Raw genomic sequence first — 24,148 nt, forward strand, 5'->3', positions numbered from 1 at the left:
TGAAGGCCTTTTACGTTTAATTCACCTTGGTGATGACTGATATAATCGGATAAGCTAATAAATAGCAATCAGCAAAAAATACACGTAAAATTACTATCTAAATTAATAATTAACGTCCTAAAATAGCGAAAATATCATGAATAGAAAAATCGAATTATTGGCACCCGGTGGAGATGTCGATGCGATCAAAGCTGCGATTATTGCCGGTGCAAACGCCGTTTATTGTGGCTTAGATACCTTTAACGCCCGCAACCGTGCAGCCAACCTCTCCTTCGATGACTTAATTGGTGTTATCGCACTTGCTCACCAATACCAGTGTGAAGTGTTTCTCACCATGAATATCGTTATTCTTGAAAACGAAATTCCTACATTGGTTAAATTACTCAATCAACTGGTTAATACCGGTATAGATGGCATTATTGTACAAGACTTAGGTTTGTTTAATTTGTTCAGCAAACATTTTCCGAGCTTAGCAATTCATGCATCGACTCAGCTAACAACCCATAACGAAGGCCAAATTGGCTTTTTAGCTAAAATAGGCGCCACTCGAGTAAACTTATCGCGTGAGCTAAACCTTGGCGAAATTAAAAGTCTCACCACCTTGGCCCATGATCACGATGTTCTCACTGAAGTCTTTGTTCACGGCGCATTATGCATTGCCTTTTCTGGCCAATGTTATTCAAGTTCAGTCAGTGTCGGCAATTCAGGTAACCGTGGTCGTTGTAGCCAAGCGTGTCGTGATGAATATGAAATTACCGCCACTGGCAACAAGTTCCCGCTGAACTTAAAAGACAACTCAGCCTACTTTGATTTACCAGAATTAGTCGATGCTGGCGTTGACTCACTTAAAATTGAAGGCCGCATTAAAGGTGCTCAATATGTGCATACCGTGGTCGATAGCTGGCGCAAGCAGATTGATAAATTTATCGATACAGGTAAATTATTAGCCGATGACTCGAACTTACATAAAGTGTTTAACCGTGATTTTACCAACTCATTTTTAAAGGGTAATCTCACCAAAGACATGTTTATCGACAACCCGCGCGATAACAGCTTTAAGCATGCTAACGATAAGAGTAACGCGATATCTGTAGTGCAAATTGAAGCCGCACAACACACACTGTCGTCAGATAAAAACGCCATTGTTGAACTGGTCGCTGAAAAAATTAATCACTTAAGCATTGCCAAACCAACGCTAGCACTGGCGTTTTCCGGCCAAGTGGATCAACCGTTGTCGATAACGGTTAGCACCCCAGAACAACATTTTGTAATTAACTCAGCGATCACGTTAACTAAAGCAACAGAGTCTCGCATTGATGAAGCGGCTATCGAAAAACGCTTTAAAAGCCTTAAAAGCAGCGGCTATTTGTTACAAACGTTCAATTTTGACGACTTAGACGCCGATTTAAACCTGCCGTTTAGCCAATTAACTCAGCTTAAAAACCAACTGTTATTGCAGCTAACTCAAAGAGAATACATTGGTGCAGTAACCTTACCTAAGTTGACTAAACACCCAAAAGTGACCGAGGTCCCGACACTGTCTTTGCTGATCAGCGACGAAAAAGACGTTAACTTGTGCGATGTCACTGACGCCGATATTTATTTCAAGTTGCCAGAAAGCTTTAAGAAAAACGACAACAAGTACATCGACATATTCTTGCGTAACCCAAGGCTTATTCCGTGGTTTCCAGCAGTACTTATTGGCAAAGATTACCTTGAAGCAGTTAGAGTATTAGAAGTAGTAAAGCCCAAGCGTATTGTGACAAACAACACCGGCGTCGCGTTTAAAGCCTATGAAATGGACATCGAGTGGATTGCTGGGCCGTTTTTAAACACCACCAACTCTTATGCCTTGCTAACGCTACAAGAACAGCTTAATTGTGCTGGCGCGTTTATATCGAACGAGATTAACCGCAACCAAATTAGAAATATTGCCAGACCAGAAAACTTTAAACTGCTTTACAGCATTTATCACCCCATTTTGATGATGACCAGCAGACAATGTTTTTTCCAACAAACCGTAGGCTGTAATAAGCCCAGCATTGAAGATGGCTGCATGCTTAAATGTGAAAAAGCCACCACCATCACTAACGTCAAAGGCATTTCATTTGCGGTAGACAAACAAAAAGGCGGCTATCCGAGCATCTATAACCACGAACAGTTTTTAAACATCGAAGCCGTTGAAGACTTATCCCACTTATTTGATGAGTTCTTTATCGACCTCACCAACATTGGATCAGGTTCAAAAGCTGAAATCGATAAAGTACAACTGGTCAGTCACTTTGAAAACGTCCTTAAAGGCGTCGTAGATGCTAAAGTTGAGCTTAATCAACTGGTGACCATCTCGACTAACGCCCAGTATCAGCAAGGTTTGTAACCCGCTTGGCTGATGTTAATCGAGCTGAGGCTTAACATACTCAGTCCGTTAATCTTTGATAACAGCAAATGATGAGCGCTGACCTTACTGCAAAGGAGTGTCAGCTTATGATTTCAACCCCATGCTATGTATACACAAAAGTTAGGTATTAATGAAAAATAACATAGAGATAGTCGATCTACTGCGCGAGCGCATTCCGTCATTTGAATGCAAGCCTGGTTGTCACGATTGTTGCGGCCCAGTCACAACCTCTTCAGAAGAAATGGCTCGCCTACCCTTTAAAACCAATGCCCAGCATGAAGCCGCATTAAAAGAGTGGAACTGTGTGTACTTGGGCCCTAATGGATGCGAGGTGTATGAGGAGCGACCATTGATATGCCGAGTATTTGGCACCACACCACGCATGCCTTGCCCAGAACACCGTCGACCAGAAGTGATGATTGACACAAAAACAGAGGCTCAGATCCATCACTATATTGCCAACACGCGCCAAGTGTTAGTGTAAGAGAGCCATTACTCACCTCGGCTCGGATTAATAGATGGGTTTAGCTTGTTAACAACATCACAGCCACACAGCCCCAGCCCCAGCTTAAAGCTGGCTGAGTGCTGCAGGCGATATCGTATCCCCCGCTAGCCTATCTCTTGATATCAATATGCCTTGAATTCACGCCTACGAGCTAACTCATTTAATGCCCCTTGCAAATGGGTATTTTGGGTTAGCCCTAACGCATCGTTTTGAATTTTTTATAACGAAACCAATGGCTAAAGGCTTCTGCCTCCGTTCGATGAAACTGACCGACATCCCCCTTCTAATGTATTTAACAGCGGTAAAGTGTGCATTGGTAAATCTTGTCTATTTGTAATCTAGGCCGTTTTTCTCATTTTATGCTTATTTTTGGTACATAAGGGTTAAATTACCTGGGTTTATACTTGCGTGTCATAAAAACGTTCTATAATGTCAAGTGTTTAGCATTGTGCGAATTGACATCATCGGATTGAAAATCGCACATGCGCGCTATACAGATGTTAGGCCTAGCGTAAATTCACATTACAGGAAAACATTGTCATGCAAATCCAGATCAATACAGATAACAACATATCCGGACAACATGCACTTGCTCAAAGTGTCGAAGACATTTTAAGATCAGATCTAAACCGTTTTAGTGATCAGATCACGCGCATTGAAGTACATTTAAGCGACGAGAACAGCTCGGCCAAGTCCGGAAGTAAGGACAAGCGCTGTTTACTGGAGGTTAGGCTTGCCGGAGAACGTCCAATTGCAACCAGCCAGCATGCGGAAACGATTGGGGAAGCGGTTACAAGTGCGACCGAACAAATGGTTCATTTGCTAGAGACTGAGTTGGGTAAACGCGGCAAGAAGTAACAGCGAGCCCGTTGAAAATCCATGCTTAGGTTTAGGTGCCGGAGACCTCCAGCCTCCAGCCCCACCTCGCATGTGGCTGATGTGGTCAACCAAATCAGCATACAACCAAATGGTGCAGATACTTCTGCAAACGGTGAGTGAAGTGAACCTTCAAGATAACGAACCAGAAATGGGAACGCTTAACGGGCCTTTAGATAGGGTTTACCCCTAAACTCTGGTTACGACTTTTCTCGATCAAAGACACTCACGCAATTACGACCACTATTTTTGGCGCGATAAAGCGCCACGTCACTGCGCTGTTGGATCAAGTCACAGCTATCGTCAGCCAGCAAGCTAGCAATACCGATACTGGTAGTCACTGATAAGCTATATTGTTCCGTGATGATAACCATAGCTTCAATACTCTCTCGAATACGCTCAGCCACCACCTCAGCGTCTGATTGCGCGATCCTGGGTAGTGCAAGGTAAAACTCCTCACCTCCCACCCGACCAAAAATATCCTCATCACGAATAGTTTGTTGAATGTGATGCGCAAATCCTTGTATCACCCGATCACCAACGTGGTGACCATATTGATCATTAATTTTTTTAAAGTAGTCAATATCGAACAGCAACAATGAAAAGTGTTCGTGATGACGCTGCGCCAGACCAAAGGCAGTTTTGAACTGCTCGAGAAAGGCACGCCGATTAAGAATGCTGGTGAGTTCATCCGTGGTCGACTGCAGTCTCAGCTTCTCTTGCAGTGTGATGATGTCAGAGATATCTCTAATAAAAGCAAAAATAATCGTTTCGCCATCAATCTTGGTGACATTAGGACTAAAATGAACGTGCACCTCTTTGCCCGCTTTGGTTAACCCTTGAACATGGATACCTTTGCCAATAAGAGGCCCAAAATCATTATTTTTTTTGAATTTATCAAAGGATGCATCGGCGCGTATCTTCAGTTTTTTGGTCGGTAAAATCTCGTGGACATGTTTACCAAGGACCTCTTGCTCTGTGTAACCAAAGATCTGCTCCGCGCAGTCATTCCAAGAAAGGATATTGCCATTTGCGTCAGCAATAATCACTGCATCCGTTGATTGTTTTACAATCGTTTTATAGGTACTTTCGTTTAACGGCACACTTTCCACCTAGGAATGTTCCAACGAGTTAACACTAAGGTTAGTTTACTCGCTTCCACGTTTATTCTGTTTCGGCTGTTTCTAGCTGCAACAGATAAGATATTTCCTGCTTATTGACGACCATATCTGCCAAGGTAAATTCATTTAACGTGCAGATAAAATTATCCATCGCTTTGATAATCGCCAGCTTTAGTTTGCACGCAGGCTGCAGGACGCATCCTGAACTTAAGCAATCTACACCATCCATCGTTTTTTCAAATAGCGTTACTATGGTGCCGATCCTGATGGTATCGGGCGACATTGCTAGCCGAATGCCACCCCCTTTGCCCCTAAGCGTTTGGATATAACCATGTTGAGCAAGTTTGTGGACCACTTTGGTCATGTTATTTTGGGAAATACCATATAACTGAGAAACCTCCTTAACGCTACTTAATTGCCCCTCTGGAAGGCTCGCCAAATACATCAGCGTACGTAAGCTATAGTCGGTAAAACTAGTCATTCTCATTTTCACGTCCTCAAATCAACAAGACATCCATTAGAGCAAATTCTACGCCCCTGCTGCGCGCGTTTTAAACGCACCGAGTTGTTCAACAATTTGAGCCGTCACGTCACTTAAACGGTGTCCTTGCTGCTCAAGATCATTACAATCATGGGCGTTAGAACTAGACAGTTTTTTAAGCACGTCAATCTCGCCAGCTACGTCAGCGACCAACCGATTAATATATTGAATATCAATGTTATTTTCAGTTTTACCCTGACCAATAAGCCCTAAGATCTCATCGATATTAGAACAGGCTTGCTGTAATTCGACTTGACTGGAAGTGGTGTATTGCGCTAAGCGGGTAATCGCACTCGACTGTGATTTCATCTGATCACCAGCATCAATGACCGCATCAGAGATCCCCGCGATAATGTGGTTAATTTCATCAAGGCTCTTCTGGGTAGAAAACGCAAGATTGCGAACCTCATCGGCAACCACAGCAAAACCCCGTCCATGCTCACCGGCTCTCGCCGCTTCAATGGCAGCATTCAGTGCAAGTAAGTTAGTTTGATCTGCAAGATTTTTGATCACCATCACTACATTTTCGATAGACTTTGTTTGCTCTGAAAGTGAGTTAAATTTGTTGTGTAATTTGTCATTATTTTCAATATATGAATTCAAACCTTGGGCCATTGTTCCCATATGTTCATTAGAGGAAATCAACCCTGATTGGGTGCGCTCGACTTGTTGGCGAGTTGCTTCAGCTTTATCCCGCAATGAAACCGATGTGCTATCTAAAATATCGACTCTGTCTGTTAGGTAATCCACTCGGTTATCTTGATCTTGAATTCTTGACGAAATATTTTGGGCTTTTTGCTTTAGTAGTTCGGCAATATCATCTGAGGTATTGGCTTGCTGCTGAATATCAACCAGCGCATCATTCACGTTGACTCGGAAGGTATTCACCACATCGAGCACATTGCCTATTTCACTGTTGTAGCGACTATCAACCTCACAAGGCACTGAGAGATCTTTTTTCTCAAAGGTTTTCATATAAGTGGTTACGTTTTTCAGGGAGTCAACGCCCCAATACTTCTCATCGATGTCATGGATAATCAGAAATATCATCACCAAATATTGAACCACTTGAGAACCAATCCCATCTGTAAAAAATAGAGCGTTGATAAACAATGCCATCGCCCCCACCCAATGGATCAATCGCATTCTTAAAAATAATGAGCGCATTTATTTTCCTCTTTATACTTGTTGAAATTACCCGTTTTTCGCGAGCTTTACTTTGATAGGTCGGGGTTTTGAATATAAAAAACCTTGGATAATATCGACGCCAGCCCAGCGAACGAAGTCAGACTGCGCCTGAGTTTCAATCCCTTCAGCCACGATAAGACTGCCTTTTGACGAACAAAGGCTTATCACTTCGCGATACAAACTGGCGGCCCATAAGTCTGTCGGAACATCCTGAATAAGCTTCAAATCCAGCTTAATAATGTCGAAATTTGACCGACTCAACTGGATAAGATTTGAGTGACCGGAACCAAAATCATCCATCGCCACCCTAAAACCTTGGTTTTGTAAAAATGAAATCCTTGCAACGCTCGGATCATCACTGCTGATAGTGTCTTCACAGATCTCTAATACCAAACATTGTTTTTGCTTAGCGGTTAATTTGCTTAGCGTTTGTCGCCACAGACGGTCAAACAAACTGGCGCAAGCTATCAATTTTCCGGCGATATTGATCCAGATGCTATTGTCAATCAGATGCGTCAACCGCCCACTAATAAACAAATCGTCGAGCTGCTGGTTGGTCATCTCCAAAAGCAAATCTTGATGGTGATTGAGATAGTCCATCAACGGCTCCATCGCGATGGGGATTTGGGAATCGACAAGCGTGGCCCGACAAAGTAACTCTTGACCATACAAAGTATGTTGCGCGGCAGTGACTAAGTCCTGCACGAACCATTCAAGCTGGGCGGGTTCATCGTGGTATACAAACTCAAGCATGCAGTTCTTCCAAAGTATCAATCATAGAATAGGCTATATCTTCATCGGCAAGACGAGCACGTATATCACTGAACATACATTCTATTTCTTTGATATGACTTGTACTAATAGCGGTGTTTTTGAGGGTGAACTTCAACGAGTAGACCAGTTTCGCAGTTGATTCACAGGTATCAAACAGTGCCTCATAGCCCTCTGTCAGGCGATGTTTTTGATTCGAGGTGATATGTAATTGCGATAACACGGGGGTAAAAAACTCATGTTCTAATTGCAAATGGGTTTTGACCCCTTTAATGAGTCGACGTAACTTAGCATCGAATTGAAAGATGCAAAATGTGGGTTGAGACAACAGAGCAGTAATATGGTTAATTTCGCTTTTCAATTGAACGTGCTGGGCAATAAGAACTTTGGACCATGTCGCCACCTGCTGGTGCTGCGGTGGTGGTGGCAAATGCCGATAATTAATGGCTGAAGTTGGGATCATTTAAACGGCTCAGATTAATTTTTAGCTTATGCTAAAGATAAGATGCATTTTTTATGCATATTATCTTTAGCGTGTTGAGATAGCAAACTTTATTTCTCCAAAAGGGGGATCTCTATCTCTCTATATATCTATATTTTTTATGCCTGTTTATGCAATGTTAATTCGATAACAATAACAACACAGCTTTGAGTGAGTGTTTTAAACATAACAATACCGTTGACGACTAAATTAGTAAAATTAGTGAGATGGCGTTAACAATCTTGATAATTTATTACCGAAAAAAAATTAATATATGACATAATATTTTAGTATTTGATAAAAAATTAGCTTGACTAAAATAGGTGATTTCAGTGAGAACAATTTGCCCCTCGTTATTACTTAACGTTTTAACATCGAATATAAATTCTTATTCAAAAAACGACTGGAGACAAATTTTTGAATAAGAATTCAAAATTCGTCGAGCGTACGATGAACTTAGCATTGGTAGGCTGGACCTTATTGATCCTTGGTTTTATCACAACGTTATATTGGCAAACCAGAGTATCTGCAGAGCAATTAGCTTTTAACGAAGCTAAGGCAAGCATTAGAAAAGATGTTGCAATTAGAAAGTGGGTAGCTTCACATGGCGGCGTTTATGTCCCTGTCAGCGAGCGCACAACCCCTAATATTTACTTATCTCATATTGCCAATCGAGATGTCATCACTGATGATGGTCAACAACTCACCTTAATGAACCCTGCTTATATTCTTACCCAAGTGGCTGAAGATTATGCTAATGAGTACGGTATTAGAGGCCATATCACCAGTATCAATCCACTCAATCCAAATAATGCAGCAGATCCCTGGGAAACAAAAGCCTTAACGGGAATGCAAAAATCATTGAATGACTTCGGCGAACTGGCCAAAATTGATAACATCACTTATATGCGCGTTTTAGAACCCATGCTCGTGACCCAAGCATGCTTAAAGTGTCATGCTCACCAAGGGTATAGCGTTGGCGATGTTCGTGGTGGTATTTCAATTTCAATTCCCGTCCAGCCTTTTTACGATCAAATGCTTCACCAGTTGACCTATACAAGTCTATTTTTATTAATACTATGGGGCATCGGCTGCGCGGCGATGATCCATTATAAGAATCTAGCTAAAAAATATTGGTTTGATAAACAAAATGATTTTGAACAATATTTATATTCATTGGTAGAAATGATTGAAGGACGAGACAGTTACACCGCGGGGCACACTCGCAGAGTGGCCGATTATGCCGTTTGTATCGCCAAAGCATTAAGACTAACTGATTCGGAAATTGATCAGCTTCATAGAGCAGCAATGGTGCACGATATAGGTAAAATTGCCACGCCAGATTCCATTTTACTCAAACCGGGGAAACTCAATAAAATTGAATTTGAGATTATTCAGCAACACGCCACGTCTGGGTACCAACTACTGTATAAAATCAATACCTTTACTGATATTGCCAATATCGTTCGCTCTCACCATGAGAAATATGACGGCTCAGGCTACCCTGATGGCTTGAGTGGTGAAGAGATACCAAAGCTTGCACAAATTATATGTATTGCCGACGCCTTTGATGCAATGACCACTGACCGCATCTATAAAGGTCGCAAGACTGTTGAAGAAAGCCTTAATGAAATATCACTACTTGCAGGCCGTCAATTTAATCCGCACTACGCCAAAGTGGCGGTTAGCGCTTTACGCACTGTTCAACTGGAATATACAACCCAACAAGCCCAGCAGAATATTACCGAGCAACAAAGACTGGCTTACTTTTATAATGATCAACTAACTGGACTGTTTAATCGCGAATTTCTCAATATATTGCTGTCCCCTAGCAGTGAGCAAAATGTGAAAATCAAACCAGAACAAATTCAACATGCAACCATCATTTATCTTCGACATTTCTCTATGTTCAACCAGGAAGCCGGTTGGGCAAATGGTAACCATTTGTTAGTTGAATTAGCTACAGACTTGACACACATGTTGCCAGCATCGCCGCTATTTAGGGTTCATGGTGATGAATTTATCGTGTTATCAGCAGAGCAGCTCGATATCTCAGCGTTAAAAGGGCGGCTGACAAAACATGTTGCTCTGAACTGCATTGAATATGACGTTGAACAATTTGAAATATCAAACCCAATATTTAGTTCAATTGATACCTTAGAAAAACATATGCATGGCCATAGCTCAATTAATATGAATGGCAAAGCAAGGATGACCTTTGATGCGTTAACTAATGGCATTTAATAATGGCCTTCAAAAATCGCGACTGTGAATAAATCCGCCGCCCCTAGAACTTGGCACATGTCCCATTTTAACACGGGTTCAGGCTGAATATCTGAAATAGATAAAGTACAACTCGGCAGCCACTTTGAAACGGATTAACATAATCTGGACACACTAAAAAGGGTCACATTATTGTGACCCTTTTTATTTTGGTGAAACCAAAATGCTTAAGATCCCTGGTGATAACATTTATCGTGATGCAAGGGAAAGCGCTGTTAACGTTTAGCAAACGTATTGGAGTAACATGTTATACCCCAAGGTTTGTTCGCTGTGTAACTTACGTTACAAGTCACACTACAGGGACATTTAATGTCAACGTTTAGGTGCATCATTTAGCGAGATGATTGCGCTTTGGTATGGGGCTATGTCAATTTATGGGGACAGTGAACATTAAAGACGATGGGCGTTTTGCTTATAAATTAGAGGCCAATTTACTCAATGTCAGAATTACAAAATATGAGAGAGGGTCAAACATATAATTGTCTTGACCAAAAGTTAACAGATTTAAGAGCGTTAGCATTCCTTACACTTCATGAATTTAACAATGAAATCGATGCACAAAAAAGAGCTGAATTACTAAAAAAATTGGGCGCATCAGTATCGACAACAAGTCACATAGCCCCTCCCCTTGAAATGAGTTATGGATGCCATTTATCTTTAGGGCAACAAAGTTACATTAATAGTGGTGCGATTATCTTAGATAATGCTCAAGTCAGTATAGGTGATAATGTAATGATTGGTCCACGAGTACAAGTCTACACAGCCGCGCACTCACTTGATGCTGATAAACGTATTGCCGGAGATGAAATAGCTAAACCTGTAACGATAAAAGATAAGGTATGGATTGGTGGCGGTGTAATTATATTACCCGGGGTGACGATTAATGAAGGAGCGATAGTGGGCGCGGGTTCTGTTGTCACAAAAGATGTTCCCTCTTATGCCCGTGTAGCAGGAAATCCTGCAACATTAATGGCAAAAAAATAGCATCATTGATGGTCATGCGTAAAGTAATAGCCGTTAACATTCTCCCCTTTTGTAGACTTTGGCGAGATGAGTGTGGGAACTCGTCTGCTGTGCCTACAATGACCATAGTTGTGACAAGATGCTAATCAGAATGTAAAGCTAAGCACCAAACGAAAAAAATCGCAGCAGCGATTTTTTTAATGGTCAAGATTACCGTCACTGAAACTACATGGTCGCAGTAAAAGTTCGTGTAATAATATCTTGTTGCTGCTCAGAAGTCAGTGCGTTAAATCGCACGGCATAGCCAGATACACGCACAGTTAACTGTGGGTACTTCTCAGGGTTTTCGATTGCGTCTAGCAACATTTCACGGTTCATTACGTTCACGTTCAAATGCTGGCCGCCCTGACGTTCAGGTTCTCTCTGCACGGGCACTTCGCGGTACTCGATGCTACCAAGAGAGGCAATGCTAAAAGTCTTGTCCTGCCGCTCTTTATCGAGCGCAGCAACACAGCGTGCTTCTTGCTTATCCTCATCTAATAGCCATAAAGAATTAACTAGGTTAGCTTGTTCTGCTTGTGTGATTTGAATTCCAATCATAGTACATCTCCAACAGTGATTTTTTGTAAACTCAGGTTCATTTCTACCAGTTATTTCCGATCGCACACTTGATCTAGATCAAGTTTAATCATTATAATTATTCCGTAGAAAACGCTAGTTTGACGTTTAAGCGATAATACTGAGATAAACGATTCAAGCTGATTAATTAAATTAAGACTTAAATTAAGTCGTTAGCGATAAATTTGAATATTCAAATATGGTATTAGTCGTGACTGATGACTGGTGGTGGTAGCAATGACATTAATAGCGATGTGTTAATGTTAATGAGCAAAAATATTCAGAACAGCATACTGAAAAGACAAAACATTAGGCTATTCTCTGTTAAAGAGAGCTTCAACCGATTGTACTTCTGAGCCATAATTATTAAATAATTGCATTACACGGTACCGAGACATAAATAATCTTACCCATCCGACACCAGAAAAGTTCTAGGTGCTGTCCAAACTAAAATCACCTGTAGCAGTGGACGAATAATACTATTTTTAATGGATCTATATGGTTGTGCTCTAGCCATTATTACCGAGATTATTGTCAGCCACATAATGATATCTAACGGAAATAGATAAATTGTTAACTGCTTGATTAATAAATTATTAACCAAATCAACTTTGCCATTACACTATGATAAATGACAGATATAAAGTTGAAGAATTAACTCAAATCAAAACAAGGAATATTATTATATTATTTAATGTATGTAAAATGTTAAATGCCTCTCAGACTTTAACGGTAATAATGATTAATATTCTTTCTTTTTTCTATTATAAGCACCCTGCGCACTGACAAGATAAAGGATATAATATGTCATCATTAATTAGCAACCCATCAAGTCAAGTTAAATCGTCCCAGTTTTTAGACAAATTACAATCAGTTAGTGCTCGCTTAAAATTAAGTCTTGTAATCACATTAAGCGCGCTATTGTTTATAGCATTCCAGGGCATTTCCGGTATGCAACAAGCCACTCTATCTATTGAAGATTTATATTCACAGGGAATGCAACATACTATCCGAGCAGGAAAAGTGTTAGATGAGTTAGGCAATGCAAGAAGTGCTTTGTTATTATCCTTGCAGCATAGTCCTACATCAGAGTTTGCTAAATTGCATGATCACCCTATAGACAAACACATCACGGCCATCAAAAAATCATTAAAATTACTGCATAATATTGTTGATAATGAAATTCTAGCATCCGATTTACTTGCTGATGAAAAAACACAAATAAATAGATTGGTTCGTCAACTTGATATCGTCACCGATAAGGGCTTTGATCGAGCATTAGCGGAACTCGAAGTCGGCAATTACAGGCAAGCCAATATAATTCTATTAAAGAATATTAACCCTGCTTTCACATTAGTAACTCAAGAGGCGCAAGGTTTTCTAGATATACAAATTGCAGAGGGTAAAGCTAATTTTGATCAGGCAAAAGAAAATATTAGTTCGTTCCGGTTTAAAGTAATCATAATAGTGATATTAAATATGCTTATTCTCTCCTTTCTATCACTAAAGATTATTAGACGCATTAATTTAGCGTCGCTGAATTTAGAAAGTACCGCGAATAAAATATCCACAGGTGATCTTACCCAACGCATTCACTTAACTGGAAGTGATGAATTCACACATATTGCTGATTACGTGAATCAGATTGTTGGCAGTTTTCAAAATATCGTCAAATCAACTCATCAATCAACGTCATTGTTAGCTTGCTCAGCAGAAGAAAACTCGGCCGTTGCAATGCAAACCAAGCAAAACATTCTCGAACAGCAACAACAAACTCAGTGTATTGCTACCGCTATTCATCAATTTACCGCAACCGTGCGTGAGGTTGCACAGAGTGCAAGTTCGGCTTCTCAAGCCTCTGAACATACAAATAATGCGGCCTCTAAAGGACAACAGGTGGTGAAAGAGAGTATCGCCATGATTGAAAGCTTATCAATTGAAATGCAGGAGTCTGTTTCAGCGATGAAATCATTGGCGCAACATGCAGAAGATATTGGAAGTGTTGTTGATGTGATCCAGAGTATCTCTGAACAGACTAATTTATTAGCATTAAATGCGGCAATTGAAGCCGCTCGCGCGGGGGAACAAGGTCGCGGGTTCGCGGTGGTAGCTGACGAAGTTAGAACCTTAGCCAGCCGCACCCAACAATCCACACAAGAGATACAACAAACGATTCAAAACTTGCAACAAGGTAGCCGAGATGCAACTCATCGGTTAGAGCAAGGGGCTCAAAATGCGCAACAAGCAGCAATAGAAGCACAAAAAGTGGGTGATGCGTTAACAGAAATAACTGAAAGTGTTGACCAGATTAATGCCATGAATGCCCAAATAGCCACCGCAGCGGAAGAACAAAGTTCGGTTACAGAGGAGATAAACCGCAATATTAGCAGTATTAGTGATATTTCCAATCAAACCGCTTCTGGGGCCGAACAAAGCAGTGCAGCAAGTCATGAATTAGCTAAGTTAGCTGAAACCATGCAGGCAGAAATTGAAAAATTTAAGGTGTAGTGACCCGTTATACCTGTTCGATTCGTTGTCACCGCCAAAGTCCATTATGGTGTCAGCATTAGATGCTTGCCCTTGACGACGTCAATAGCTTTTATCGTAGCGCTGAGCAAGTATCTCGTCGGTATGGGTGTAGTACCCTATTTGAGTTCTAAGTAACTATAACAGCGATATCGGGGCTTCGATTCAACGAGCAAAAGAAACGAATATTCAGAAGTCCCACCCTTACTGTTAAGTGAAAGTAAGGGTGGAACCAGGCGTGGCGTGATGGTCAGTTTTTCAAACTGTGAACGCTATGGGTCGAAACCAATTAACGCCTCATTACACAACCAAATGGCGAAGTGTGCCGAACATATAGTACTAACAAGCTTTTCTCCTAAACGAGTGATTATGTCAGTTTAGCCTAAAATAATGTGACGAATTATGATGCCTAAACGAATAGTATCGCTGAACTGATTAAATCAGTCGTATTAGGCTGTGGTTTTATTCACGGTTTGGAATAAAAATCTTTCGCATAATCTTATTTGTTATGTGCTTTCAATGATGTCCATTAAAAGTCTGCGTAACCTAAATAGAAAAGGAAAGACGTCGAAATGAAAAATATCGGTTTCAAACAGACGATTACGCTCGCCATTATTTTATTGGTTACCAGTTGTTTATTGGTAGCGAGTTGGATTTCCTATAGAGCACTTAAGCAAGATACTATTCACTTTGTAAACGTCAGTTCGCAGTCGATAACTCATTATGAAGCGGGAGCTATTTCACGTTGGTTTAATCATAAAGCAACGGCTGTTTCCGCGATAGCGAGCCAATATCAGCAAGGGAAATTAGATAAGCAGTTTGTTAATATCGCCCGTTTAGCTAAACAAGCCAATGAGCTATATTCAGTATTTTGGGGCTTTGAAGATGGCACCTCCTATGCCAGCGTTAGTGATGATGCAATATGGCATGATGGCGTTGCCGATCCCAGTCTCTATGATCCTCGTCCCCGAGGATGGTATCAACTCGCTAAAACCAACGATACTGAGCAACTAACAGATATATATACTGATATGGTCACCAATCAACCAGTGATCTCCATTGTAACTAATATAGGCGATGGTGTGCTCTCGGGCGATATTGGTCTAGAGATCTTAGACAAGACGGTCAAACAGATCGATTTCCCAGGTGCAGTAGCGTCAATTATTGACTCAAAAGGCAAAGTGCTCGCCTCTTCAGATGCAAGGTTTGAAGTTGGGAAGACGTTGGCAGATGCAGGCCTAAATGAATTACAGCGTGATATTGTGTCAAATGACTCCTTTAGTGGCGAATATCAAACGAGCGGCAATCAGCAGCTCGTGTTCAGCGAAGCAATACCATTAATTGGCACCCAAAAGTGGTATCTATTTATCAGTGTTGATGAACAAATTGCTTATGCAGGGTTAAATGAGGCGTTGCATGATTCAATGTGGATATCGGCAGTGATGCTTTTAGTGAGTATAGGCTTAGTGTTAGCTATACTAAATTGGCTTTATCGTCCCATTTTGCACCTCAAGCAGATGGTGGTTGCTTTGTCTCAGGGCCAAGCCGATTTAACACGTCGTTTACCTGTAACTTCTCATGATGATCTAGGTGATATTGCTGGCGGTATCAACCAATTTGTAGCCAATTTACAAAGTTTACTTAAAGAGATCTCTTTCGGAACACAAGAAATTAGCGGCAGTATTGGTAAATTATATCAACAAACCAATGCCAATATTGATGTGTTACAGCAGCATGTAATGGAAACCGAGTTGGTTGTCACCGCAGTTGAAGAAATGAGCGCGACAGCGTTAGAAGTGGTGAAGAATACATCGCAAGCGTCAAATGCTTCATTACTTGCCAGTCAGCAGGTAAACGATACAAATAATATTGTATCGGACACTAAAGCAACCGTAGTTCGATTAATTCAAGATGTCGAAGATACAGAAGTAAACATCAGCAATGTAGAACTAGATGCTATTAGTATTACTAAAGTCTTAGAGGTTATTGGCGCAATTGCAGATCAGACTAATCTGCTTGCACTCAATGCTGCGATAGAGGCAGCAAGAGCCGGTGATCAAGGAAGAGGTTTTGCGGTCGTAGCTGATGAAGTCCGCGCACTCGCGGCGCGAACCCAAGTCAGCACGACTGAGATTGAACAAACACTGAGCAAGTTACAGCAAGGAATTAAGATCGCGGTTGACGCGATGCAACAAACTAAAAAAACCTGTGAACAAGCGAACGAAGCGACTATTGATGTGAGTGAAAACCTTGAAAAAGTAGTCTTGTCTATTACCCAAGTCAATGATTTAAACACTCAAATTGCTACTGCTGCCGAAGAGCAAAATGCTGTATCTGAAGATGTTAGCCGTAATATGAACGCGATTCGAGATATGGTTGCGGTACTGGATGACAATGGTAAATCAACCGAATCAGAAGCCCATAAGCTCACCGCTGCGAATGATAAGCTCATCGAGGTTGTGAACAAGTTTACGATTGAGTAACTAACTAAGGTTTAATGTTGATTGAGCGCTATATTAGGTAAGGCCTGGATCTTGAATGATGCATGGTTAACTAACTTAGCGCGATAAGTTTAGTAAGGAGACTTGGTGACGCGGTACTGTATCCGCTGGTAAATTGGGCTGTTATTCAAAGAATAAAAGCCACAACAACCTAAAGAAATCTTTTTAATGTAGCCATATAGGGTGAAGGGATTAATTTGGGCGAGCCTACAGAGTTTACTGTTAAAGCAATACATCCACAGGGTCGCTTAGATCATTTTTGGGCACTCTAAAGTTGATAACACTATGCGGAATCTGAGTATCGAGGTTGAAGATACTCTTTGACTTTCTGAAGATACAGATAGCTAATACTCACTGGTAAAAAAGGTTAGATCTCAATGCATGATAAAACTGCGGGTTTACCCAAATAATAACCTTGTATAAGTTTAACCTCTAAAGTCGTTAACATGTCTAATTACTCTCTGGTTTCGACACCTTCAACAATAACGCTTGCGGCTTCATCTTTAGTAAGGGTTATACCATTAATAAGTGCGACATCACCAGTTGCTATATCATTATCCAAAAGAGATTTATCTAGCTTAATAAAGTCAGGTTTTAATACATGAACCCTCTCGTCAATAGAAAAGTTAACTCCGACATCATCAATTGCGATGCGAATACCACGAGATCTGAACATCTCAATACCAGCGGTTAAACCAGAGACATGTTTGCCCTCAAACGCTGTTATTTCAAAAATAATATTTTCAAGAGCTAGCCCCCTCTTTAACTAATCGACTGATTGCATCACAAACAGATACTGGGAGGTTTAAAATCGCAGAAAACATAACCGGCGAGATATTAATAAAGAGTAGTAAATTTCGATATAGGGATTTTGCACAATGACGGACGTGAATACCAAAGCAAACGGAGCCAAAATTTGTTGTCTCAATATCAGAGGTCAGAGACTGAAAGAAGCAAAAATAATTTATACTTTTGCCTGTGGTTAGATCTTTAATTCTGACTAAAGCTTCAAATCCTAAACCATGACTAGAAGAAGATGTTATCGGCTGAAAGACACTTTAAAAATAGGAGTATTTATATCTCGCAACATATAACCCACCAATTCCCCCTATAACGCTTTAAACATATTTCTATTATTAAACAAGTAATTAACTATTAACAAGCAGCTATTAAATATAGTATAGTAAGTTCTTCATTATAGGTATATGACTGCTGTAAGCTTATGTTATCTACCTGTGTAAATTGGACGTTCAGTCATGCATCACAAATATCATGACACACAGCACTTAGCCATTTAACTATAGATCCTATTCTACATTTTTTTATTGTTATAAATCTTAACCATAATAGTTGTAATGTGAATCGTAAATGTTTAGCGTGAACTCTAAATCATTTTCGCCCCTTCCTTGTTAGTGCATATACCACTCATATTATCTTTCATATCTACCTTCCATATATTATCTCATGTAAGGAGTAAGTGATTTCACACATCACATATTGGCAAAAATCAATGGAAACGGTGTCCACTATTACTTAGCTATTACCAGACGTTCAACTGGAAGTGCAAAAAATGGATAATCTCTGCCTGAGTTAAGGTAGAACCATGTCAAAAAAATAAGAGCAAGCACCATCTAAGGTGTTTTTATCAAAAAGGATTATTAACAATATTTTTATTACGTAGTGCACATATAATTTCAGTTTGAACAACCTAAAACCTTATTAAAGTTAACCCACCTTTCAGTTCAAAGAACTAACTAGGAGGCATCTAACCAAAAACCAAAGGTAAGCAAAAATTATAAACTGGACCATAAGCATTTAAATGGCGACTTAATCTGATCACACCAAGCGCCTTTTTCTCTCTTTTATTTATGCCTACACTAAAGATCCTGTCTATGAAGCACAAATAAAATAGCTCTTCTTTAAAGTAAACTCATTCTTGGTGGTTAAATGACAATATTCCAGCAATTAGTAGGCTTACTTATTCCGCAAATTCGTCTACAATAAATATATGCATAATAAAAAATTTATCTTATGAAAAACCAAAGCAAAACATTGACTAAGCATCCTAAGGATCCTTGTAAATTGGCTGTGGTGAACACACCAATCATTGTCGGCATTGGTGCTTCTGCTGGCGGCTTGGAAGCATTGGAAGATTTCTTTTCCCATGTATTAACGCCCTGTAACATCGCATTTGTTGTCATTCAGCACCTTGACCCCACTCGCATAAGCATCATGCCAGAGCTGTTGCAACGCACGACCTTGATGAAAGTAACGCAAGCCCGCAACGACATGGAAGTAAAGCCGAACTGTGTATATGTAATACCACCTAACAAAGATTTATCCATCCTTCACGGATCATTGCTTCTGCTTGACCCGGTGGAGAGTCGCGGATTGCGGTTACCCATTGATTTCTTCTTTCGATCTCTGGCAAATGATCAGAATGAACGGGCTGTGGGTGTTATTCTATCTGGAATGGGATCCGATGGCACACTAGGTTTACGTGCCATCAAAGAAAATGCAGGTCTGTCTGTGGTGCAGTCTCCTGAGTTCGCAAAATTTGATTCAATGCCTCATAGCGCTGTTAATATGGGACTAGCTGACATTGTCGCCCCTGCTGAAGCACTACCTGAACGGATTGCAGCCTTTCTCAAACATAGCCGACGAGATGTCCCAACGAGATTGAAACTCAAGTCAACTAGCGCACTAGAGCAGATCGTTATTATACTGCGTGAACGAAGCGGCAACGACTTCTCACTGTACAAGAAAAACACCATATATCGTCGTATTGAACGGCGTATGGATCTGCATCAGCTTAAAAACATATCTCTCTATACGCACTATCTGCGTGATAATCCACAAGAGCAAGACCTACTTTTCAAAGAAATGTTAATTGGGGTAACAAATTTCTTTCGAGATCATAAAGTTTGGGCGCAGCTCAAGTCAGTCACACTTCCAGCACTATTGGCCAATTATCCTGAAGGTAAAGAACTTCGGGCATGGGTGACCGCCTGTTCCACTGGTGAGGAGGCCTACTCGCTCGCGATGACGGTAATGGATGTATTGGATGAGGTTAAACATAAAGGGCGTTTCAAACTACAAGTCTTTGCTACCGATGTTGGTGAAGATGCCATCAATATTGCGCGAAAAGGTTATTACCCGGCAAGCATTGAGGCAGATATGTCGTCACAGCAATTGAATCGATACTTCATTAAAGATGGCAGTGGTTATCGCATCAACAAGCAAATACGTGACATGGTTATTTTTGCTCCACAAAATATCATCATGGATCCACCGTTCACCAAGCTAGATATTGTTACCTGTCGTAATCTTCTGATTTATCTTGGGCCGGAATTACAAAAAAAGTTAATCCCACTGTTCCACTACACATTGACATCTCATGGTATTTTGATTTTGGGTAATGCTGAAACTATTGGTAATTCCACCTCATTGTTCACAGAAATCAAGGAAAACACACGGATCTACACCCGCATTGATAGCACTGCACCGCAGATGGAAGTCGACTTCCCGACACGAATATTTCCCATCATATCCTTGGTAGAAAATGAACCTGAGAGAACCAGTAAGATGACGACAAATATTACCAACCTACAAATGCAGGCAGATCAAATTCTCCTACAAAGCTACTCGCCAGCAGCGGTTTTAGTCAATGCGGCAGGCGATATTATCTACATCAATGGTCGCACGGGAAAATATTTAGAGCCTGCCGCGGGGAAAGCCAACTGGAACATTCACGTCATGGCGCGTGAAGAGCTACAACATCAAATTCACCTTGCTATGATGAAAGCACAGTTGCAAATAGAGCCTGTAAACATTAAAAACCTGACGGTAGACACACATACTATTAATTTGACGGTACAAGCTATTACTAAGCCAAAAGCTTTGCTTGGCCTGATGATGGTGGTGTTTACTGAGATGTTGACGCCGACCAAGTTGCCACGCAGAAAACGGGGTTCAGCAGAGAAAGAAAGTCAGGCCGAATTACAACAAGCACATGACGAAATACAATCGCTTCGCGAGCAAATGCAATCCTCTCAGGAAGAGCTAAAATCGGCCAATGAAGAGCTGCAATCCACTAATGAGGAATTGCAATCCACCAATGAAGAATTGACCACGTCTAAAGAAGAGATGCAGTCAATGAATGAAGAATTGCAAACCGTCAATACTGAACTACGATCCAAAGTCGATGATTTGTCATGGGTCAATAACGACATGGAGAACCTGCTTGATAGTACGCAAATTGCCACCATTTTTCTGGATAACGAACTGCATGTTCGACGCTTCACCAACTATGCTACTCATCTATTCAAGCTGATCCAAAGTGATGTGGGCCGAGCATTGTCCGACATCGTCACTGAATTAGATTATGTCAGACTACAAGAAGATTCAAAGGAAGTATTGAAGACGCTTGTCTTCATAGAAAAAGAAATAACGGCTAAAAATAAACGCTGGTTCAAAGTCCGCATCATGCCTTATCGTACACAAGAAAATGTGATTGATGGCGTGGTGATTACCTTTACAGATATTAGTGAAGCCAAGCTGCTTGAGTCAGAATTACGTAAGATAAGGCCTACCACATGAAGCCGCCTCAAAAGTCAGCCATGCTGTCCGCCAAAGCGATACGCCAGTGTGCGGAAGCACAACTGAAAAAACAAACGGGGATCAAGCAAACTAACCCTAGCGACTATGCTGCCAAAAAGATGCTACACGAATTGCAGGTTCATCAGATTGAGTTGGAAATGCAAAATGAGGAGTTAAAGCAAGCTCGGATAACAGAGAGATTATATTATCGTTACACCGAGTTATTTGAATTTGCACCGATTGCTTACTTTGTTTTTGACCTAAATGGCATAATCAATCAGGTCAATTTACGAGGCGCGAGTCTATTGGGTATTGAGCGTGCTAACTTGGTAGGGAAACCGTTTTCACACTACGTAACACCACAATATAGAGAGACTTTTAAACGTTGTCTGGGAAAAGCCTTTGGTGGTAACGGTATACAATCCTGTGAAGTCTTAGGGCAAGTTGACAATAATACGCTTTGGCTAGATATCGAGGCCAATATCGGCATCACAGGTACGGACTGTCTTACCGCGATGATCGACATTACTGAGAGAAAACAAGCTGAAAACAGTCAACATCTAGCCAACAAAGAGAAAGAAAAACGCGCCAATGAGTTAGCTATTGCCAACATAGAACTTGCCTTTCAAAACAAAGAAAAGGATAAGCGAGCAGACGAGTTAATTCTTGCCAACGCAGACAAAGAAAAGCGCGCCAATGAGTTAGTGCTTGCCGCCAAGGTATTCACTCACGCCCGTGAAGGCATTATGATTACTGATGCTAAAGCTAGCATTATCGAAGTCAACGACACCTTCACCTCTATCACAGGCTACAGCCGCGAAGAGGCTATTGGACAAACCCCTCGCATTCTCCAATCTGGACGTCAATCACCTGAGTTTTACGCTAATATGTGGCAAACCTTACTCACAGAAGGTTACTGGTATGGCGAAGTTTGGAATCGCCGTAAAAATAACGAAGTGTATGGTGTATTGCAAACAATTACTGCAGTACGTGATGTACACGGTATTACGACCCATTATGTATCCTTAGCTACCGACATCACCCCGATGAAAGCGCATCAAGACGAATTAGAGCATATTGCCCATTACGACGTACTGACCAATCTGCCAAATCGTGTTTTACTATCAGACCAATTATCTCAAGCCATGTTGCAATGCCGTCGTCACGCGCAGTCTCTCGCTGTCGTATTCCTAGATTTAGATGGTTTTAAAACAGTAAATGATACCTATGGGCATGATATAGGGGATGAACTACTTATTGCACTCTCAGTCCGTATGAAAGAGGCGCTACGTGAAAGTGATAGCTTAGGCCGTATTGGCGGTGATGAATTTGTGGCGGTATTAGCCGATTTAATTAAAGTCGAAGATTGTGAGCCTGTATTAGAGCGATTATTATTGGCAGCGTCAGATCCTGTCACCGTGGGTGGTGTAATATTTAATATATCAGCCAGTATTGGCGTCACTCTCTATCCGCGAGATGATGTGGATGCAGACCTACTTATGAGGCATGCCGATCAAGCTATGTATATGGCTAAAGAATCCGGTAAGAATTGTTATCATTTATTTGATACAGCTCAAGATGATGCGATTAAAGTGCAACGGGAAAGTCTAGAAGCTATTCGCTGCGCATTAGATAATCATCAATTTGTACTCTATTATCAGCCTAAAGTTAATATGAAGATAGGAACTGTGGTGGGGGTCGAGGCGCTTATTCGTTGGCAACATCCAGAGCGAGGAATATTAAATCCAATTGAGTTTTTGCCTGTCATTGAAAATAACACCATGATGATTGAAATAGGTGAATGGGTTATTGATACCGCATTGACACAAATCAGCCAATGGCAAGCAATGGGGTTTAATCTCACGGTAAGCACTAGCGTGAACATTGCGGCAGTACATTTACAGCAGCCTGACTTTACACAGAGGCTAACGACTCTGCTAGCAGCCCACCCCAATGTTGAGCCGCGCTATTTAGAGCTAGAGGTGTTAGAAACAAGTGCCTTAGAGGATGTGCATCATATCTCAACCATCATGAATGACTGCATGAACCTCGGCGTTAATTTTGCTTTAGATGATTTTGGCACAGGCTATTCGTCCCTGACTTACCTTAGACGATTACCTGCCAGCTTGATTAAGATAGACCAGAGTTTTGTGAGAGACATGTTGAGTAACGCTGATGATTTAGCCATTGTTGAAGGCGTGATAGCCTTAGCTAAATCATTCAAACGTGACGTGATTGCTGAAGGCGTTGAAACGATTGAACACGGCACCGCACTATTACAACTAGGCTGTGAATTAGCACAAGGTTATGGTATTGCCAAACCAATGCCTGCCAGTGATATTCCTGCGTGGATAAGTGACTGGAAGCCCGATGCTAGTTGGCTAAGCTGAATAAACAGTAGGACTACTTGAAACCCATCCAACGACTTAACAAGTGGGGTCAGTAACAAGTGGGGTAAGTGTAACCTTTTTTTTTAACTTTCTTCTCCGCCCTTAATCTGACATTCTAAAAGTATCTCGTTTTCCAAAATTGGCACAATAACGATATTTCTTCAGCTATTACTGAAAGTGTTAGTACATATCACATTGGCATGCGTTCCCTAATACAAACCGTCACTTTACGAGCGTTAACTCAAACACGTTTATGTTGGTGCTAGTTCTTGTCGCACGCCCCTAAATGAGTAAACCCCCTTTAGTTTTTTATCTTGTCTACTGTCTGTTTAATCGTCTTTTTTGGTCATCGGAAGTTGTGGTCAGTGCCCCAGGCAACAATATGTC

The 24,148-nt window shown here is 41.0% G+C and carries 16 protein-coding genes and 1 pseudogene; 10 read left to right on the forward strand and 7 right to left on the reverse strand.

Annotated features, from left to right (window positions below; translation table 11 throughout):
* The first annotated feature begins 136 nt into the window (after positions 1 to 136).
* The 3 genes from AAEZ00_RS01310 (at position 137) to AAEZ00_RS01320 (ending at position 3,761) form a co-directional block, all read left to right on the forward strand.
* Entirely contained in the window at positions 137 to 2,377 is a 2,241-nt protein-coding gene (locus AAEZ00_RS01310; RefSeq protein ID WP_351088100.1) for a peptidase U32 family protein, read from the forward strand.
* 151 nt (positions 2,378 to 2,528) lie between these two features.
* Positions 2,529 to 2,882, forward strand: coding sequence for a YkgJ family cysteine cluster protein (locus AAEZ00_RS01315; protein ID WP_101031310.1), 354 nt, complete (start codon positions 2,529 to 2,531; stop codon positions 2,880 to 2,882).
* Positions 2,883 to 3,443: 561 nt separating this feature from the next.
* A complete protein-coding gene (locus AAEZ00_RS01320; protein ID WP_101031308.1) occupies positions 3,444 to 3,761 on the forward strand; it encodes an HPF/RaiA family ribosome-associated protein in 318 nt (105 codons plus the stop codon).
* A 218-nt stretch (positions 3,762 to 3,979) separates the two neighbouring features.
* Here AAEZ00_RS01320 and AAEZ00_RS01325 read toward each other — a convergent pair whose 3' ends face one another.
* From AAEZ00_RS01325 to AAEZ00_RS01345, 5 genes are all read right to left on the reverse strand, one after another.
* Entirely contained in the window at positions 3,980 to 4,882 is a 903-nt protein-coding gene (locus AAEZ00_RS01325) for a sensor domain-containing diguanylate cyclase (protein WP_164839478.1), read from the reverse strand.
* A gap of 61 nt (positions 4,883 to 4,943) precedes the next feature.
* A complete protein-coding gene (locus AAEZ00_RS01330) occupies positions 4,944 to 5,387 on the reverse strand; it encodes an Rrf2 family transcriptional regulator (protein WP_101031304.1) in 444 nt (147 codons plus the stop codon).
* A 42-nt stretch (positions 5,388 to 5,429) separates the two neighbouring features.
* Positions 5,430 to 6,608 carry a methyl-accepting chemotaxis protein gene (locus AAEZ00_RS01335; RefSeq protein ID WP_351088102.1) on the reverse strand — a complete coding sequence of 393 codons (1,179 nt, stop codon included), beginning with the start codon at positions 6,606 to 6,608 and terminating at the stop codon, positions 5,430 to 5,432.
* A gap of 27 nt (positions 6,609 to 6,635) precedes the next feature.
* On the reverse strand, positions 6,636 to 7,382 hold the full coding sequence (locus tag AAEZ00_RS01340) for an EAL domain-containing protein (protein WP_124013127.1): 747 nt from the start codon (positions 7,380 to 7,382) through the stop codon (positions 6,636 to 6,638).
* On the reverse strand, positions 7,375 to 7,863 hold the full coding sequence (locus AAEZ00_RS01345; RefSeq protein ID WP_124013126.1) for a hypothetical protein: 489 nt from the start codon (positions 7,861 to 7,863) through the stop codon (positions 7,375 to 7,377). The genes AAEZ00_RS01340 and AAEZ00_RS01345 overlap by 8 nt, the downstream gene beginning before the upstream one ends.
* A gap of 435 nt (positions 7,864 to 8,298) precedes the next feature.
* Here AAEZ00_RS01345 and AAEZ00_RS01350 point away from each other — a divergent pair, with 435 nt between their 5' ends.
* Positions 8,299 to 10,125 carry an HD domain-containing phosphohydrolase gene (locus AAEZ00_RS01350; protein ID WP_157822173.1) on the forward strand — a complete coding sequence of 609 codons (1,827 nt, stop codon included), beginning with the start codon at positions 8,299 to 8,301 and terminating at the stop codon, positions 10,123 to 10,125.
* Between the two features lie 477 nt (positions 10,126 to 10,602).
* The gene (locus tag AAEZ00_RS01355) at positions 10,603 to 11,148 is read left to right on the forward strand and encodes a sugar O-acetyltransferase (RefSeq protein WP_101031293.1); all 546 of its coding nucleotides are present in this window, start codon (positions 10,603 to 10,605) and stop codon (positions 11,146 to 11,148) included.
* 204 nt (positions 11,149 to 11,352) lie between these two features.
* On the opposite strand, the gene grcA is transcribed toward AAEZ00_RS01355, so the two are convergent.
* Positions 11,353 to 11,727 (reverse strand): autonomous glycyl radical cofactor GrcA, encoded by a 375-nt coding sequence (gene grcA, locus AAEZ00_RS01360; protein WP_101031291.1) that lies wholly within the window; start codon positions 11,725 to 11,727, stop codon positions 11,353 to 11,355.
* Positions 11,728 to 12,549: 822 nt separating this feature from the next.
* On the opposite strand from grcA, the gene AAEZ00_RS01365 reads away from it, so the two are divergent.
* From AAEZ00_RS01365 to AAEZ00_RS01375, 3 genes are all read left to right on the forward strand, one after another.
* On the forward strand, positions 12,550 to 14,253 hold the full coding sequence (locus tag AAEZ00_RS01365) for a methyl-accepting chemotaxis protein (protein ID WP_351088105.1): 1,704 nt from the start codon (positions 12,550 to 12,552) through the stop codon (positions 14,251 to 14,253).
* Between the two features lie 292 nt (positions 14,254 to 14,545).
* Positions 14,546 to 14,608, forward strand: coding sequence for a DUF4113 domain-containing protein (locus tag AAEZ00_RS01370; protein ID WP_351088169.1), 63 nt, complete (start codon positions 14,546 to 14,548; stop codon positions 14,606 to 14,608).
* A gap of 235 nt (positions 14,609 to 14,843) precedes the next feature.
* Positions 14,844 to 16,754, forward strand: a complete 1,911-nt coding sequence (locus tag AAEZ00_RS01375) for a methyl-accepting chemotaxis protein (RefSeq protein ID WP_351088107.1) — start codon at positions 14,844 to 14,846, stop codon at positions 16,752 to 16,754.
* A 472-nt stretch (positions 16,755 to 17,226) separates the two neighbouring features.
* Here the strand turns inward: AAEZ00_RS01375 and AAEZ00_RS01380 are convergent.
* Positions 17,227 to 17,514 (reverse strand): annotated as a pseudogene (locus AAEZ00_RS01380) (EAL domain-containing protein); the annotation flags it as partial.
* A 1,289-nt stretch (positions 17,515 to 18,803) separates the two neighbouring features.
* On the opposite strand from AAEZ00_RS01380, the gene AAEZ00_RS01385 reads away from it, so the two are divergent.
* A complete protein-coding gene (locus AAEZ00_RS01385; protein ID WP_351088109.1) occupies positions 18,804 to 21,371 on the forward strand; it encodes a chemotaxis protein CheB in 2,568 nt (855 codons plus the stop codon).
* Positions 21,368 to 23,761: a sensor domain-containing protein gene (locus AAEZ00_RS01390; protein ID WP_351088111.1), complete on the forward strand. Its 2,394-nt coding sequence runs from the start codon at positions 21,368 to 21,370 to the stop codon at positions 23,759 to 23,761. The genes AAEZ00_RS01385 and AAEZ00_RS01390 overlap by 4 nt, the downstream gene beginning before the upstream one ends.
* Positions 23,762 to 24,148 lie beyond the last annotated feature (387 nt).

This window comes from Shewanella sp. S1-49-MNA-CIBAN-0167 (genome assembly GCF_040310145.1).
In the GTDB taxonomy this organism is placed as follows: domain Bacteria; phylum Pseudomonadota; class Gammaproteobacteria; order Enterobacterales; family Shewanellaceae; genus Shewanella; species Shewanella psychromarinicola.